The 16,697-nt window shown below is 47.6% G+C and carries 18 protein-coding genes and 1 tRNA gene; 14 read left to right on the top strand and 5 right to left on the bottom strand.

The genetic code is table 11. The features are described from left to right. Nucleotides 1–15 precede the first annotated feature (15 nt). Nucleotides 16–1,365: an alpha-L-fucosidase gene (locus ABD031_RS11845; RefSeq protein WP_343851664.1), complete on the top strand. Its 1,350-nt coding sequence runs from the start codon at nt 16–18 to the stop codon at nt 1,363–1,365. A 126-nt stretch (nt 1,366–1,491) separates the two neighbouring features. Here the strand turns inward: ABD031_RS11845 and ABD031_RS11840 are convergent, their stop codons facing one another. Both ABD031_RS11840 and ABD031_RS11835 read right to left on the bottom strand, forming a co-directional pair. Further along, nucleotides 1,492–3,018, bottom strand: coding sequence for a SulP family inorganic anion transporter (locus ABD031_RS11840; RefSeq protein ID WP_343851662.1), 1,527 nt, complete (start codon nt 3,016–3,018; stop codon nt 1,492–1,494). A gap of 321 nt (nt 3,019–3,339) precedes the next feature. Then, nucleotides 3,340–3,996: a hypothetical protein gene (locus ABD031_RS11835; RefSeq protein ID WP_343851660.1), complete on the bottom strand. Its 657-nt coding sequence runs from the start codon at nt 3,994–3,996 to the stop codon at nt 3,340–3,342. Between the two features lie 257 nt (nt 3,997–4,253). Between ABD031_RS11835 and ABD031_RS11830 the strand changes: the two genes are divergently transcribed. From ABD031_RS11830 to ABD031_RS11815, 4 genes are all read left to right on the top strand, one after another. Beyond that, nucleotides 4,254–5,090 (top strand): SGNH/GDSL hydrolase family protein, encoded by an 837-nt coding sequence (locus ABD031_RS11830; protein WP_343851658.1) that lies wholly within the window; start codon nt 4,254–4,256, stop codon nt 5,088–5,090. A 194-nt stretch (nt 5,091–5,284) separates the two neighbouring features. Next, nucleotides 5,285–6,322, top strand: a complete 1,038-nt coding sequence (locus ABD031_RS11825; RefSeq protein ID WP_343851656.1) for an HAD family hydrolase — start codon at nt 5,285–5,287, stop codon at nt 6,320–6,322. A gap of 39 nt (nt 6,323–6,361) precedes the next feature. Beyond that, the gene (locus ABD031_RS11820; protein WP_343851654.1) at nt 6,362–7,252 is read left to right on the top strand and encodes a carbonic anhydrase; all 891 of its coding nucleotides are present in this window, start codon (nt 6,362–6,364) and stop codon (nt 7,250–7,252) included. Between the two features lie 10 nt (nt 7,253–7,262). Beyond that, the gene (locus ABD031_RS11815) at nt 7,263–8,399 is read left to right on the top strand and encodes a DcaP family trimeric outer membrane transporter (RefSeq protein ID WP_343851652.1); all 1,137 of its coding nucleotides are present in this window, start codon (nt 7,263–7,265) and stop codon (nt 8,397–8,399) included. A 118-nt stretch (nt 8,400–8,517) separates the two neighbouring features. Here the strand turns inward: ABD031_RS11815 and ABD031_RS11810 are convergent. After that, nucleotides 8,518–8,589: transfer RNA gene (locus tag ABD031_RS11810), tRNA-Arg, on the bottom strand. Between the two features lie 225 nt (nt 8,590–8,814). Here ABD031_RS11810 and ABD031_RS11805 point away from each other — a divergent pair. The 9 genes from ABD031_RS11805 (at nt 8,815) to ABD031_RS11765 (ending at nt 14,507) form a co-directional block, all read left to right on the top strand. After that, a complete protein-coding gene (locus ABD031_RS11805; protein ID WP_343851650.1) occupies nt 8,815–9,384 on the top strand; it encodes a 30S ribosomal protein S16 in 570 nt (189 codons plus the stop codon). A gap of 14 nt (nt 9,385–9,398) precedes the next feature. Beyond that, complete coding sequence (gene rimM, locus ABD031_RS11800) at nt 9,399–9,929, top strand: ribosome maturation factor RimM (RefSeq protein ID WP_343851648.1); 531 nt, start codon at nt 9,399–9,401, stop codon at nt 9,927–9,929. Between the two features lie 3 nt (nt 9,930–9,932). Then, nucleotides 9,933–10,622, top strand: coding sequence for a tRNA (guanosine(37)-N1)-methyltransferase TrmD (trmD, locus tag ABD031_RS11795; RefSeq protein WP_343851646.1), 690 nt, complete (start codon nt 9,933–9,935; stop codon nt 10,620–10,622). A gap of 76 nt (nt 10,623–10,698) precedes the next feature. Continuing rightward, entirely contained in the window at nt 10,699–11,064 is a 366-nt protein-coding gene (gene rplS / locus ABD031_RS11790) for a 50S ribosomal protein L19 (protein ID WP_343851644.1), read from the top strand. Nucleotides 11,065–11,151: 87 nt separating this feature from the next. Further along, nucleotides 11,152–11,436: a hypothetical protein gene (locus ABD031_RS11785; RefSeq protein WP_343851642.1), complete on the top strand. Its 285-nt coding sequence runs from the start codon at nt 11,152–11,154 to the stop codon at nt 11,434–11,436. Nucleotides 11,437–11,676: 240 nt separating this feature from the next. Then, a complete protein-coding gene (locus ABD031_RS11780; RefSeq protein ID WP_343851640.1) occupies nt 11,677–12,408 on the top strand; it encodes a DUF2092 domain-containing protein in 732 nt (243 codons plus the stop codon). Nucleotides 12,409–12,426: 18 nt separating this feature from the next. Beyond that, nucleotides 12,427–13,416, top strand: coding sequence for a DUF6515 family protein (locus ABD031_RS11775; protein WP_343851638.1), 990 nt, complete (start codon nt 12,427–12,429; stop codon nt 13,414–13,416). Between the two features lie 327 nt (nt 13,417–13,743). Further along, the gene (locus tag ABD031_RS11770) at nt 13,744–14,136 is read left to right on the top strand and encodes a VOC family protein (protein WP_343851636.1); all 393 of its coding nucleotides are present in this window, start codon (nt 13,744–13,746) and stop codon (nt 14,134–14,136) included. Between the two features lie 116 nt (nt 14,137–14,252). After that, nucleotides 14,253–14,507, top strand: a complete 255-nt coding sequence (locus ABD031_RS11765; protein ID WP_343851634.1) for a VF530 family protein — start codon at nt 14,253–14,255, stop codon at nt 14,505–14,507. 168 nt (nt 14,508–14,675) lie between these two features. Here the strand turns inward: ABD031_RS11765 and ABD031_RS11760 are convergent, their stop codons facing one another. Both ABD031_RS11760 and ABD031_RS11755 read right to left on the bottom strand, forming a co-directional pair. Further along, complete coding sequence (locus tag ABD031_RS11760) at nt 14,676–15,341, bottom strand: phosphatidylserine decarboxylase family protein (RefSeq protein WP_343851696.1); 666 nt, start codon at nt 15,339–15,341, stop codon at nt 14,676–14,678. A gap of 78 nt (nt 15,342–15,419) precedes the next feature. Continuing rightward, a complete protein-coding gene (locus tag ABD031_RS11755) occupies nt 15,420–16,697 on the bottom strand; it encodes a Glu/Leu/Phe/Val family dehydrogenase (RefSeq protein WP_343851632.1) in 1,278 nt (425 codons plus the stop codon).

Here is a 16,697-nt window from a genome sequence, read left to right as displayed (position 1 = left end):
AAATCCCCTTTGAATATGACATTCCCCAATCGTACAACATGGGCTGCATTCGCCCTTATATGGTGCAGCACCCTACTGTCCACCTCACCCCAAGCTATTGCACAAGCTCAAAATCCCGAAAACATGGAGTGGTTTGAAAATGCAAAGCTGGGCATTTTCATCCATTGGGGGATCTATTCGGTCAACGGAATCGACGAATCTTGGTCGTTTTTCAATGACTATATCAACTACGAAGACTACATGAAGCAACTGGATGGCTTCACTGCCTCCGAGTATGATCCCGAAAAGTGGGCTCAGCTCATCAAAGACAGCGGTGCAAAATATGCGGTGCTCACGGCGAAACATCACGACGGAGTGGCACTTTGGGACACCAAGGTTGGCGACCTCAGTGTCGTGAAACAAACGCCAGCAGGCAGAGATCTCGTCGGACCCTTGATGACTGCGCTGGAGAAACAAAACCTGAAAAAAGGGATCTACTTTTCGGTATTGGACTGGTCACATCCGGACTACGACAGACATACCCGCGAGACTTTTCGCTATAAAAATGATTCGACCAGATTCAGAAAGTTCACCGACTTCAATTTCCAGCAGCTGACCGAACTCTCCACCCAGTACAAGCCGGATCTGTATTGGTTTGATGGGGACTGGGAGCATAGCCCCAAGGAATGGAGAAGTGCTGAGTTGAAGAAAATGCTCTTGGATTACAATCCCGAGCTGATCATCAACTCACGACTCGGCCCTGGCTTTGGCGACTATGCGACGCCCGAACAGGGCGTACCAGTCGCGCGTCCAGCCGAGCCGTATTGGGAACTATGCATGACCATGAACAACAGCTGGGGTTATCAGGGTAACGATCATCAATACAAAACTCCGAGCGAACTGCTGCGGATCTTCGTGGATTGCCTCCACATGGGTGGTAATCTCCTGTTGGATTTTGGGCCAAAACCTGACGGATCAATCCCTGCAGAAGCGGAGAATATCCTGAAAGAATTTGGCCGCTGGACGTCAAAGCACGAAACTGCGATCTATAATACGCAAGCGGGTATTCCTGCTGGACACGTGTTTGCTCCAACCACGCTTTCCCCAGACAAAACCATCCTCTATATCTATCTGGATTATAAAGTGAATGAATCATTGGCGATCAAAGGCCTGAAAAACAAGATTCAGCGGGTATGGGTCGTGGGCAATGGCACCAAACTCCAAGCCCGTGAAGTGGGTAAGATGTACTGGAGCGCGGTACCCGGCATGAAATACATCGACATCCCGGACCATGTCTATGACAAAGACATCACCGTCTTGGCGGTCCTGCTGGATGGTCCGGTAGATCTCTATCGCGAACATGGGCAGGTGATAGAGAGCAACTAGGATTCGAACTCTATCTTGCGCTAGGCGACTTTCCACTATCGAATTTCGCAAAAAGAAAACACCTGTACCAATGGAGCAAAAGTCCATGGATGCAGGTGTTTGAATTTCAAGCTTTGGGCTGGAAAATTAATCGTTTGAGATCACGGCGTAGGTTGGATCCTCGATGACATTCACGTCAATAATCTCTTCCGCGTTTTTGATCAGCTGACGGCAGTCTGGGCTAAGGTGCTTCAGATGCACTTTTTTACCGACCTTTTGATAGCGTTCCGTGATCTTGTTGAGCGCTTCGATGGCTGACATGTCCACTACCCGGCTTTCAGCAAAATCGATGACGATCTCCTCAGGATCGGTCAGCACCTCGAATTTCTCACTGAATCCAGTCACAGATCCAAAGAAAAGCGGCCCATAGATTTCGTAGTGTTTGACCCCTTGGTCATCGACATATTTTCTCGCACGGATTCGCTTGGCATTGTCCCAAGCAAAAACCAAGGCCGCGATGATCACGCCGATGATGACTGCGAGTGCAAGATTGTGCAGCACAGCAGTCACCAAGGTCACCAACACCATGACGAAGATGTCTGACTTTGGAAACTTGGTAAATATCTTCAAGCTGGCCCACTCAAACGTGCCTATCGACACCATGATCATCAAGCCCGTCAAGGCCGCCATTGGCACCATTTCGATCAATCCTGAGCCAAACATCACAAAAACCAACAGCATAATGGATGCAACAATTCCGGATAGCCTGGCTCGGGCACCGTTGGACACGTTGATCAAACTCTGTCCAATCATCGCGCAGCCGCCCATACCTGAAAAAAGCCCCGACAGAATATTGGCCGTGCCCTGTGCCACCGCTTCCTTGTTTCCACGTCCTCGGGTTTCGGTGATCTCGTCCACGATGTTCAAGGTCAGCAAGCTCTCGATTAGACCAACGCCTGCAACGATCGCAGCATAGGGCAAAATGAGAAGGAAGGTATCCAGGTCAAGGGGCACACTGGGAAGATGAAAAGGCGGAAATCCACCTTGAATCGAGGCGATATCTCCCACGGTTTTGGTATCGATTCCCATGAAAAAGACGATCCCAAAGACGACCAGAATCGCAGCGAGAGACGCTGGAACTGCCTTGGTCAATTTTGGCAAGCCCCAGATAATAACCATCGTCAATAGAACCAAACCAAGTAATATATATAGCGTGCTGCCCGTAAGCCAATTTCCCGAGGCATCTTTAAACTGGTCGAGCTGAGACATGAAGATGATGATCGCCAGGCCGTTGACAAATCCGAAAATCACCGGATGAGGAACCAGGCGAATCAACTTTCCGAGTCTTAAAAATCCAGCGGACAGTTGAATAATTCCCGCCAAGATCACCGTTGCAAAAATGTACTCCACACCATGGCTTTTGGCCAAAGTCACCAAGATAACGGCTACGGCACCGGTGGCACCGCTGATCATACCGGGACGACCGCCCAGTACCGAGGTGACCAAACCCATCATAAACGCGGCGTATAGACCAGTGAGTGGCGACAGCCCAGCGATCAAAGCAAAGGCAACCGCCTCGGGAACGAGCGCAACAGCGACCGTCAAACCCGACAAGATTTCGGTTTTGTAGTCGACTTTCTGCGACAGGTCAAATAGGTTAAAATAGTTTTTCATCTAGATCTAATAAGGCGTGGAAGGGGATGAGAAGGCAGGAAACTTCGGTTCTGGGGAATAGCGTGCCGGGCAAAAATCAGCACTTTAGCCTGATTATCTTACTTTTACAGTGAGATTTCCCGAAGGAGGTTGCAAAATTAGAATTTAAAAAAGGAACTACCAACCTTCGGGAAAAGATTGGAAGCGGATCAAATTGCTTGATGACAGTGGTAGACCGCAAAGCTACATGGGAACTGGTGCTTATTTTTCTCCTCCAGACAAAATGAAAAAAGGCCACGCCTTTCAAGCGCAGCCTTCTCTCTCTAGTTAGTGGTTCTCGTGTTACTTGACCAATTCTCGGGTTTTAATCATATAGCCAACCGACACATACATCATCGTACTCTGGGTAGGCGTGTAGGTGACTCCCGGTTCGTTTACAGCTTGATTGTCTTCCTTCAGGAAGTCTGTCAGGTAATATTTGAAGCGGATGTAGTTTCCCTTCTTGGATTTCAATTCAGCAAAAACAGAAGGCAGATAGATATTTGTCCGGTCACTAAACCAAATATTGGTCTTGCTCTTTTCGTCGTTCACATACTTCTTCTGCTTGTAATTGATCGCAAATTCATTGTCAAGACCAGCCGCGATCAGGTTACCTTTCATGTCCCCGTATTTGAATGCGATAGGAATTCCCAGAGTATAGACTCGCTGTTTCATCCGGATAGAATCATTCAAATCGGTAATAATACCGACGTTTCGAGAGGCGAGACCGGTGTAGAATCCGGACTTTTCATTGAAATCCCGGTGAAAGAGAAGGCCGACGTTGATAAAAGGGGTAAAACGCCCGACATTTTTCGTGTCAAGTCCGGTGGCTTCTACATTCCCCCAAGAAAGGATTGTCTCAGAAGCGGAGACCAAGTACCAAGGTTTGGTAGCGGTATCCTGCGCGATGGCTAGATTCCCTACCAAAAACAACAAACAAACTAAAGCTATCTTTTTCATACTATTAAAGAATTATTGATAAAAGTGAATTGGTTTAGAGGGGCGAAAGATACTCATTTTCCATAGCTGAAAAACATCTCAGACGTAATAATAGGCCTTATTCAGGCTTAAAGGGACAATTTTATCCAACATGGCAAATACAGCCGCCGTTCGGCTATCTGAAATCCGATTCATATATTAACGTATATCACCCTTTGGGAAGGAAATTCTATTTTAAATGTGCAAAGCCCGTTGATCTTCCCGACTAATTTACTCCTATGAAAAAACACCTGTTTCTACTTCTCTCTCTGATCCTATTCTCTGCAAACAGTCCCAAGTCTGTGACCTGGGTGGCCATAGGAGACTCCATCACCTACCTCAACGATCATCCCGACGAAACGGACAATCGGATCAGCAAAGGGTATCTCACGCTCGTCAAGGAAAAATTTCCAGAGGTCGAAGCCATCAACAAAGGCTACAATGGCTGGACGGCAGTAAGGATCGCCCAAGAGTTTGACAAATTGGAGATTCCAACGGCAGATGTATACAGCATATTCCTGGGAACCAACGATTGGTGGGGAGGCAAGCCGCTCGGGACGCTGCCCGACTATCAAAACGCCACCGGAAATAAGACCGTCAATGGGGCTTTCCGAGTCATGATTGACAAAATTCGTGTGCTCAATCCCCAAGCGAAAATCATCCTGATTACTCCCATGCAGCGGGTAGATTTTGTGTACATCAATAACCCAAAGAATAACGCCTTTGGCTCCTATCGGGAGAAAAATGGTCAAAATTTGGGAGATTTTGCCAATGCGATCAAGGCTATTGGAACTCAAGAAGACCTCCCGGTGGTAGACCTTTTCTATCTAAAGAAAATGGGACTAGCCGACCTGGTAAAGTATAAATGGCTCAAAAACCCCATAACGGGCAACTATCAAAAGTTCAATTATCCGGACTTCATTGATGTCCCTTTCGATGCTGAAACCGACGAATACCCCTATCCCGAAAAGTCGATTGACATCACCTACGATGGACTTCACCCTTCGGACAGAGGGTATCAGATCATTGCCAGGCAATTGTACCCGATTTTCGAAGAGTTCCTGCAGGCAAGATGACACCTGCACTTTATCACATTACCCACTAAATATTTATTGGAGGTAATTACTTTTTTCATTCTATGGGTTTATTTTTATTAATTTGGACTTTAGACAGAGGAAAGTCTACGAAAAGTACTCGTGCTTTTTGAAGTTAGAAATTGCTTCAAAAGATCGTTTTTAACTTCATTTTTAATTTCAACTAATTTTTAACAATGAAAGCTACAAACCTCCTAAACGCGTCATTGCTTGCAATCCTCCTCCTCGGTTCTGTTTCATGCGAGCCAAAGACAGACACCGCTGCAGAGCGGACTGAGACAACCGTTATTGCCGATCCGCTTCCCTCCTGGAACGAAGGCGCAAATAAGCAGGCGATCATTAGCTATGTAGAAGAAGTCACCAATCCGCAAAGTGCGGATTTCATCCCAGTGCAGGATCGCATCGCCACCTTTGACAACGACGGTACACTATGGTCAGAGCAGCCGATCTACTTCCAGTTCTTTTTTGCCCTTGATCGAATCAAAACCATGGTGGCAGATCATCCAGAGTGGAAAGCCAAACAGCCATACAAAGCAGTATTGGAAAATGACATGGCTACCCTAATGCAGCAAGGTGAAAAGGGGCTTTTAGAAATTGTGATGGCCACCCACGCAGGAAATACTACCGATGAATTTGACAGTCTGGTTTCAAACTGGATTGCAACTGCGGAGCATCCTGTGAAAAAGAAGCGCTTCAGCGAGCTGGTATACCAGCCGATGCTTGAACTCCTCGACTATTTGAGAGCCAATGATTTCAAAACATTTATCGTCTCCGGTGGGGGTATCGAATTTATGCGCCCTTGGGTGGAAGGTGTTTACGGAATCCCCAAAGACCAAGTGGTCGGCAGCAGTATTCAGACCGAGTATGATTTCAACGAAGGCAACCCAATCATCAAGCGACTTCCCAAAATCGATCTAATCGATGATAAGGAAGGCAAGCCTATCGGAATCAATCGCTACATCGGACGCAAGCCTGTTTTCGCCGCCGGCAACTCAGACGGTGACTTGGAAATGCTTCACTGGTCAGATGCCAATCCCCTGAAGTCCTTCAAGCTTTATGTACATCACACCGACTCGATCAGAGAGTGGGCGTATGACAGAGATTCTCACATCGGGAAATTTGACATAGGACTGGACGAAGCGGGAGAGAAGGGATGGACGGTCGTGGATATGAAGGCGGACTGGAAAATCATCTATCCTTTTGAAAACCAATAACTCACTTAAATTCTATTTTCTCACTAACACTCCTTACACATGAAAAAAGCGAAAATCTTCTCACTCCACCATTCAGGATCCGTATTCGCCGGCTTGCTGATGATGCCACTGATCTTAATCACATCCTGCGATCCAAAATCTGCCGAATCAACGGCAGAACAAGACTCTGTGGCGATCGCCCCTCCGGCTGCTGCAACATCTGCTCGTCCGGTTCATTGGGGATACTCCGAAGATGGTCCAACTCAATGGGCATCTCTCACGCCGGTGTATGCGCTTTGCGGAGACGGTAAAGCCCAATCTCCAATTAACATTGCAAAGTCAGACGTAAAAGGCGGTGCAAACTGGAAATTGGACTACAAAACCACTTCCCTGAATATAGCCCACAACGAACACATGGACGATATTATTGACAACGGACACACCATACAGGTAACTGTTGACGAAGGCAGCACTTTTACATTCGCCGACGAGACCTTTAACTTAAAGCAATTTCATTTTCACACCCCAAGTGAGCACACAGTCGATGGTGAACACATGCCGATGGAGATGCACTTGGTACATCAAAGTGGCAACGGCGACCTAGCCGTCGTCAGCGTCATGTTCAAAGAAGGAAACGTCGCTAATGAGAATTTCAACAAAATCATCGAAAACCTCCCCAATGCGAAGGGAGAGAGCAATCACATTACCGATACTAATCTTGAATTAAAATTCCATCTGCCAAAAGACAATTATGCCTACCACTACTTGGGTTCCTTGACCACTCCTCCTTGCAGCGAAAATGTACAATGGTTGGTACTCCGGGACATGGTTTCTCTGACCGCAGACCAGATTGAGGCGTTCTCATCTCGAATTGGCCCCAACAACCGTCCTGTTCAGGCATTGAATGACCGTGTGGTCGAAGCCGATGATCTCTCCGGCTCAACCAATTAAGTGTAGCTATATGAAAGCGATTCTTTTACCTGTTATCCTGTTGGCATCTTCCATTTTTGCGTTCGCGCAGACGACACCAGAACCCACGATCGATTCCCCTCCAGGCTGGTGGCAGATACCCAAGACGAAAACAATATTGAAATTAGGAGGCTATGTGAAGTTCGATCTGATCCATGACTTTAATCCGATCGCTTCACCCGACTATTTTGATGTGTCTAAGATCCCCACGGATGGATCAGAAGGTGTGAGTACTCATTTGCATGCGAAAGAAACCCGACTCTACCTAGATACCAAGACAGCCACCGGTATAGGTGAAGTACGGACCTATGTGGAAGGCGACTTCTATGGGACTAGCGGAGCATTCCGGCTTCGTCACGCTTTTGTGGAGATCAACGACAAGTGGCTCGCCGGACAATGGTGGTCAAACTTCATGGATGAATCGATCATTCCGGCCACTCTTGATTTTGAAAAACCGGCAGCCTATGTTTTCGCCCGGCACGCCATGTTTCGATATAAACACAAACTTTCAGGTGATGCATATTTTGCGATAGCGCTGGAGGAACCCAGTAAAAATGGTCAAACCCCAGCCGAACCAGGTGCATTTGAAAGTCCGCTGCCAGACCTGACAGCCAGGTATCGAATCACAAAAGACTGGGGGCATTTTCAGGCGTCTGGATTTGCTGCCAAAATTCAATACCGATATTTGTCGGGAGGTACAGATGCAGTTACCCTGTTTGGCCTCAATCTTTCGGGTCGTTTGAATTTTCTCGAGAGCGATTATTTGATCTATCAGGCGGTCTACGGGCCTGGCTCTGGGAGAATGCGGGGAGGCCTGTCTGTTGCTTTGGATTCCAATGGAGAGTTGCAGGCTCTGGACGATTTGGGCTTCACTGTGGGAGTACAGCATTCTTGGGCTCCCAAGGTCACTTCTTTGTTAACTTACAATCATGGAATCGTTGACAATACGGCAGGCCAAAGCGCCAACAACCTTCACATATCCAATTACCTCGCCGCCAACGTGCTATGGCATTTTACCGATCGGGCCTTTGCTGGTGTAGAATACTTACATGGCACGCGAACGGACAAAAATGATGCGAGTGGCGCAGCAAATCGACTTCAAATGAGTATCAAGTATACATTCAACTAAGGTCAATAAGCCGAACATCGGCCCACAACGAGGCTGACAACCTCCAAGCGATGCCCGTTGCATTGGGTCTGAGAAATAATAGAACCGCCTCAACAGTTTGTAGAGGCGGTTCTTTTTGTAGCCTGGCTAGGAATCGAACCTAGATCTAGCGTTTAGGAAACGCTTGTTCTATCCGTTGAACTACAAGGCCATAGTACTTTCTAGTGTTTGGGAAACGCTAGTTCTATCCGTCGATCCCTTCCTACCGGCAGGCTGGTAGAAGAAAGTAAGTTTAACGGAGTCGCAAGATAGCCGAAATCTCAAATTACAGGCAAATATTCTTAGCCCAACTTGTGGCTTTCCAATGAATTACCCTATCTTTGCACTCCAAATTTAGGATGGACGGGTTCCATCCAATCACTTAATCTAAAAAATTATGTCTGTAAAAATCAGATTAGCACGTCGAGGCAGAAAGAAACAAGCCATCTATGACGTCGTTGTAGCTGATGCAAGAGCTCCACGTGATGGACGCTTCATCGAAAAAATCGGAACTTACAACCCGAACACAAATCCCGCTTCCATCAACATCAACAATGAGCGCGCTCTTACCTGGTTGTTGAATGGAGCTCAGCCAACTGATACCGTGAAAGCGATGCTTTCTTACAGAGGTATCATGCTGAAAAAACACCTTCAAATTGGTGTATTGAAAGGCGCTATCTCCCAAGAGCAAGCTGATGCGAAATTCGGAACTTGGTTGGAAGAGAAAGATGCTAAGATCGTTTCAAAATCTGACAAGCTGGCTGCTTCCAAAGCGGACGTTCGTGCAAAAGCACTTGCTGCCGAAGTTGCTAAAAACCAAGCTCGTTTGGATGCCAAGCAAGCGAAAGAAGATGAGCAAAAAGCATTGCTAGCTGCTGCTGAAGCTGCAAACAATCCTGCTCCTGAAGCTGCGGCTGAAGAAGGTGCTCCTGAGGCTTCCGCAGAAGGCGGAGAAGCCGAAGCCTAATAGTATATAATCCCATGAACAAGGATCAATGCTTTCAAATAGGCAGAATTGCCAAAGTTCATGGACTTCGTGGTGAAGTAAATGTGGTGCTTGATGTAGATTATCCGGAGGATTACGAAGGATTAGAGCACCTCTTCATCGAACAAAAAGGCCGATTGGTTCCCTTCTTTCTGGAGCACTTTGTGATCCAGCCCGGAGACAGAGCGTTAGCTAAGTTTGAAGAATTGGACACCATCGAGTCAGTCGAAAGCCTGGTCGGAGCGGAAGCCTATCTTCCCCTGACCGAACTTCCGCAGCTCGAAGACGGCCAGTACTACTTCCACGAACTGGTTGGTTTTGAAGTCATAGATGAGACTTTGGGACTGATCGGGCCAATACAGATCATCTACGATCTGGAAACACAGGATCTCCTCGGAGTAACCCACCAAGGCAAAGAAGTGTTGATCCCTATCCAGGACGGCATCATTACCAAGGTGGACAAGGCTGCAAAAAAAGTTTTCTGCCAGCTACCCGACGGTTTACTTGACATCTATCTGGAAGATTGAGCCATGCATATTGACATCATCACTGTGGTGCCGGGATTGCTGGAAGGGCCTTTTTCCCATTCGATTCTGAAAAGAGCCGAAGACAAGGGACTCGCCAGCGTCAGGGTGCATAACCTTCGGGACTATGCCACCGGCAAGCAAAACCAAGTCGATGACTATGCATTTGGAGGTGGAGCCGGAATGGTCATGATGATCGAGCCTATTGCCCGATGCATTGTGTCGCTTCAAAAGGAACGAACGTACGATGAAATTATCTACATGACCCCTGACGGAGAGACCTTTGACCAACCGATGGCAAACTCGCTTTCACTGAAGAAAAACCTCCTGATCCTATGCGGTCATTACAAGGGGGTCGATCAGCGGGTGAGGGACAAGTTTATCACCCGGGAGATCAGCATTGGAGATTTCGTCCTGTCGGGCGGAGAACTGGCCGCAGCGGTAGTCGCTGATGCCATCATCCGACTGATCCCAGGCGTACTCAACGATGAGACTTCAGCCCTGACAGACTCTTTCCAGGATGGCCTTTTGGCGCCTCCGGTCTACACCCGCCCCGCAGAATACGAGGGAATGGGCATACCGGAAGTGTTGCTCTCAGGTCATGAAGCTAAGATAAACGAGTGGAGGTTTGAAGCGTCGGTTCGCCGAACCAAAGAAAAGCGTCCGGACCTGCTCAAGGGCAGCGGATGGGAATAGGCGAGACAAAAGTTTAAAAAAGTAATTCATTTAAGCCGCTGCGGCGGTGCACTGCGAAAGCATAAAAAATAAAGCTATGAGCGATTTAATGAAAATTGTAGAAGCGGAATACAGCGAGGTGAGAGCCAAGTTCCCTTCTTTCAAAGCGGGTGATACCATCAACGTACACGTACGAATCAAAGAAGGTAGCAAGGAGCGTATCCAGCAGTTCCAGGGAACTGTGATCCAGCGTAGAAACCCTAACTCTAACGGTGAAACATTCACCGTACGCAAGATCTCCAACGGTGTGGGCGTGGAGCGTATCTTCCCCATCATCTCCCCAGCTATCGAGCAAATCGAAGTGTTGAGAGAAGGCAAAGTGAGAAGAGCTCGTCTGTTCTACCTGAGAGGACGTCAGGGAAAAGCTGCACGTATCAAGGAAAAAATCAGACCAAGACACTAAGACTTGTCTTACTGACCATCCGAAAAAGGAACCTAGAATGGGTTCCTTTTTTTGTTTTTGTATTAAATTGAGCTAAACTTTACTCGCATGAATTCGCCCCTATCCCTCTCTGACCCAGGAGCTATTCTTGGCAAGACCTTTCTGAAAATTGGCCAAGTGCTTCTCGTGCTCCTATTGCTAGGGTGTGGGTACATGGCCTACCTTGCATCAGAAGGCTTTTTTACAGGATGGGATTTTGAGTTTGACTCTGAGCTGGCGAGTATTTTTCCAGGCCAAAGCCCAGATACGATTATCTACTATTTCTTCCTGGCACTCATTGTCAAGATCGCAATTTGGTTGGCATTTCTTACTTGGCTGAATAGGAAGATCTAATCGAAATCCTCTCCTGTCAGGTACATTTTTGAAAACACCGCCACTCGACCGACAGCGACAAATAATTGCCCAGTAATGCCGACCTCTCGCTTTTCGATGCCATAGTTAAACGTACTCCTCCGGATACTGAGACCCCGTATGCGATGAACTCTTATAGACGTTACGGCATTCCTTTATCCGTTTGACGTTCCTTTTTACTAGCTTTAGCTAGCGTTTTTTTGTCAACCTTAATTTTTAATTATGCTAAAGAAAATTTGTTTGGGGCTGGCCCTGCTTCTCTCAGGCCATTTTGTCCAAGCCCAAGAAGAGAAAAATGATTCGACCGCTCTGATGATCTTGGACAAGATGAGCGGATTGTTCGGTGAGTTGAAGTCCGTCGGCTTCACCACGGATATCTCTAAGGATGTGGTCTACTCCGAAGATTTCTTCATCAAAGAATTTGGCTCCAGTACGGCACGATTTGTTGGCCCAAATAAATTCAATGTGCGGCTCACGGGAGAAAAAAGAGATGACCAATACAGCTACAATGGTGAGCAGGTAGTCTACTATTCTTTTGCCAACAACCTCTATGCGGTCGCTGACGCACCGGACAACCTGATCGAGACCATAGATTGGCTGTATGCTGATTTCGGTGTGGAGATGACGCTGGCCGATCTTTTTTACCCCTCGTTCGCAAAAGACTTCGTCGAATCGATGGACTATGTAGAATTTTTGGGAGTCGCACTTCTCGACGGGGTGAGAGCGTTTCACATCGGAGCTACCAATGAAAATGCGACATTTCAGCTATGGATATCTGACGACGGCTACTATCTCCCAAAAAAGGTCGTGATCACCTACATGGATGGCCCCTATTCCCATCAGCACGAAACGGACTTTTACGACTGGGAACTGAATCGGGATTACCCTGCAACAATTTTTGAATTTTTACCTCCACCAAGTGCGCAGCAAATCACTTGGATAAAAAAGGACTGATCACTTAAAACGAACTTCATGAAGACGTACAAGATAAAAATAGGATTAGTAATGATCGGAGTGTTGGCCTTGATGACTTTGCCGGATATCGCCGAAGCGCAGCGAATGCGTAGTGCCGCAGCAGGACGAGGCGGAGCGAGGCCGACAACAACCCGAAGCGCACCCCAAAGGACTGCGAGCCCAACACCCGCAAGAACGCATACAAATTCCGCAGCAAAACCTGCAGCCTCCACGAGGCCCCAAACATCGGCAAGACCCTCCAACTCCAGTTCGAAGGCTACGGTAAACGGGGGATCCAGTCGGGTAACGAATAAACCAGCAAATAACAGCAAAGTCGCTAGCGTGAAAGACAACAAAGTCGGCAGCAATAACGGCAACAGGGTCGGCAATAATACCAATGTCGGAAACAAGGTCAATATTGATAACAGCAAGAATGTCAACATCAATGTACGAAACACCCGAAATGTAGCCTACAGGCCTCCCTACCGCCCCTATCCAAGACCTCCGGTAGTTTGGGGTGGCTATGGATTTTCTTGCTTCAGACCCTACTACTATCATCCCTACAGCCCTTTCTACTGGGGCCCGGCTTGGCATCCTTGGGGATTCTTCGTCGCTGTGATGGCTACTACAGCGATTATCGTTTCTGTAGAAAATCAACAATACCAATACGACCAGGGTGTCTTCTATGCAGAAGCTGACGGAGGCTATGTCGCTGTAGAAGCCCCGCAAGGTGCTACGGTTAAAACTATCCCCAGCGAAGCCGAGGTCGTGGAAGTCAGTCCTACAGTAAACAACTATTACTACGGCGGCACCTACTATGAAAAAGAAAATGGGGAATATACCGTCGTACCTCCGCCTGCGGGTGCTACTGTGGACAAGCTTCCCGAGGGTGCCGAGGAAGTCAAAGTCGGGGATCAAACCTACGTCAAATACGGAGACACGTACTATCTTCCCGTTCAGGTAGATGGTAAAAATGCCTACGAAATTGCCCAGGTGGAAGAGCAATAACACTCGCACCGAATGGCTACACCCGAGGCTAGTCAAACTCACATCAAAAGGCAGATTCTCCAAAAATCTGCCTTTTTTTCGGACTGCCGAGAAACTACCCGGTCCCTTTTTGGGTTGTTTGGATCAATGCACAATGCAGAGGCCAATTGATCCCCAGGGCTTCTCCAGAGTGGGCGATTGATTCGAAAACAACCCTTCTCACCATCGCAGAAACAACCGCGATTCCACCAGTTATACTACAATCGAAGCAATCCCATGTATAAGAAACGGAATAGCGCTAAAGCGATCTTTCAAGCCTATTTACACAAAACAAAATCAGGTCTATCCATGAAACAGCAACTTGGACAACTCACGCTACTCGTCAAAGATTATGACGAAGCCATCAACTACTACACCAAAATCCTCGATTTCGTACTGCTGGAAGACACACAAATGAGCGCGACCAAGCGCTGGGTTCGGGCATCTCCGCCGGGATCTTCCTGTCATTTGCTTTTGGCAAAAGCTGCCGATGAGGCGCAGGAAAAGCAAATCGGCTTACAGGCCGGAGGTCGGGTATTCTTGTTTCTTTACACCGATAATTTCTGGCGAGACTATGAAAAGTACACTTCGCGTGGCGTGGAATTTTTGCGAGAACCGAGCAAGGAGACATATGGCACCGTCTCGGTTTTTAAGGATTTGTATGGAAACCTCTGGGATCTGATCGAACCTCTGGAGCAGTGATCAGTGTTCAGTCGCAGTATGTCAAATCTTGATTCTAAATTTTTGCGTCTTAGTTCTTCATACTTGCGACTTCATACGCCCTTCACTAGTTTTATCCTCCACTATCCACTACCGCCTTGGAATCCCAACCCAAAAATCCGCTTCACGGCCTCAGACTAGACACCATCCTCAACCATCTCGTAGATACCTATGGCTGGAAAGAGCTCGGCGAGCGGATCACGATCAAGTGCTTCACCCATGATCCATCGATCAAGTCTAGCCTGACTTTTTTGAGAAAAACCCCGTGGGCGAGGGAGCGGGTCGAAGGACTATATCTCAAATCGCTGAGAGATGCGAAGAAAGAACAGTCTCAGGACGAAAGCGAGAACTGATTTTATTGTTGGTTTACGAAGCCCATTGCAGGGTTGATCTGATCTGGCTCCAAAGACGCACAGAAGAACCTCACGCCAGTTTCCTTAGGATAAGGTCATAAAAAAACTCTCCAAGGGTTTCTAACCCCTTGGAGAGTTAACTCCTCAGTACCTCAGCGGTTCTTTATGCTAAAATCCACTCAATCTCGCAATCGGGGTCCTCGCTCCCTTGGTCACCTGATCTATAGTACACAGGATCTCAGCATCGAGCGGTAAGTACATATCCACCCGCGACCCAAACTTAATGAAACCAAATTCCTGTCCCTGCTCAAGTTGCGATCCCGGTTTGACGTACCATTTGATCCGTTTTGCCAACGCCCCCGCCACCTGTCGAACCATGATTTTAGTGCCCAATGCATCCTTTATCACCATCGAGGTTCGCTCGTTTTCCGTGCTGGATTTAGGATGCCAAGCCACGAGGTATTTACCGGGGTGATATTGAAAATATTCCACCTCGCCTTTCATAGGAGATCGGTTGACATGAACGTTGATCGGCGACATGAAGATGGAAACCTGCTTGCGGTTTTCCTTCAGATATTCTCCCTCGAAAGCCTCCTCAATCACGACAACTTTACCATCTGCCGGTGCATAGACGACCCCTTTTTCGTCAGGTAATGGAAAAATCGGATTTCTGAAGAATTGCAGGATGATCAGGTACAGCACCACGCTGATGATTAAACTGAGGTTGATCAGGAGCCTCTGGTCTGGCAGAAAATAATACAGCAGATAATTGAGTGCAACTAGTATGATCATCATCCAAAACAGCAGCGCTCTTCCTTCTTTGTGTATAGTCATCATGTTTTTGAAATTGAAAAGGCGTGGAAAATTCACTTCTCCACGCCTCAAAGGTAAAACTTTTAGCTCAAACAAGCCCTAGAAGCCTCCACGGAAGCTGTAGGTCTTGGATACTTTATCGATTGCCACGATGTACGCAGCGATTCTCATCGGTACATCATACTTGACAGCAGCTGCATACACGTTATCAAAGGCGTCTTTCATGATACGATCAGAACGACGGTTGACCCGATCAGCAGTCCACTTGTAGCCCAGTCGGTTTTGCACCCATTCAAAATAGGAGACGGTCACGCCACCTGCGTTCGCCAAGATGTCCGGTACGGCCATGATGCCTTTTTCGTTGAGAATCGCATCCGCTTTGGCAGATGTCGGCCCATTGGCTCCTTCTACAATCAGTTTCGCTTTGATTTTGTCCGCATTGGCCACAGTAATCACATCTTCCATCGCGGCAGGGACAAGTACGTCCACATCCATGACCAACAGATCTCCTGGATTTTCCATCAGCTCTCCACCTTTGAATCCCTCCAAAGTGCCATTATTGGCTTCTTTATGCTTGATCGCTTCTTGAATATTGATTCCAGCGGGGTTGTAGAACGCACCGGTATGATCTGAAATAGCAACGATTTTCAGGCCTCTTTCTTCCAACAATTGAGCTGCCCAACTACCCACATTCCCAAAGCCCTGAACGGCGCAAGTCGCGGAAAACGGGTTGATTTTTAGCTTTTGCATCGCAGCCAAGGCCGAAACCATTACGCCTCTACCTGTCGCTTCTGTTCTTCCCAAAGAGCCACCAAGTACGAGTGGCTTTCCTGTCACTACCGCAGGAATGGTCATACCATGTGCTTTGGAATATTCATCCATCAGCCAGGCCATTTCTCTCGGGCCGGTGCCCATATCGGGAGCAGGAATATCCTTGTCAGGACCAAACACATCGATCATCGCCATGGTGTAGGCTCTGACCAATCGTTCGATTTCTCCTTTTGACATTTCACGGGGATTGCAACGCACGCCGCCTTTACCACCACCATAGGGAATGTCGACCACGGCACATTTCCAGGTCATCCAAGCCGCAAGTGCACGTACTTCGTCCAGATGAACATCCGGCGCAAATCGGATCCCACCTTTGGCAGGGCCTAGAATGTTAGAGTGAATTACACGGATCCCTTCAAAAACCTGAATCTTACCATTGTCCATGGTGATCGGCAGGGAGACGATTACTTGCTTGGCGGGATTCTTCAACACGTTGTAAACTTCATCGGAGAGTCCGAGTTTCTCGGCAGCGATGTTGAATCTTTCCATCATTGACTCCAGAGGATTCTCTTTATCCTTGATCGGAGCCGGTTCAATGTAAGCCAT

This window comes from Algoriphagus jejuensis, from assembly GCF_039523455.1.
In the GTDB taxonomy this organism is placed as follows: Bacteria; Bacteroidota; Bacteroidia; order Cytophagales; family Cyclobacteriaceae; genus Algoriphagus; species Algoriphagus jejuensis.
Note: the sequence above shows the minus strand (reverse complement) of the source record. Positions and strands in the feature narration are given on the sequence as shown.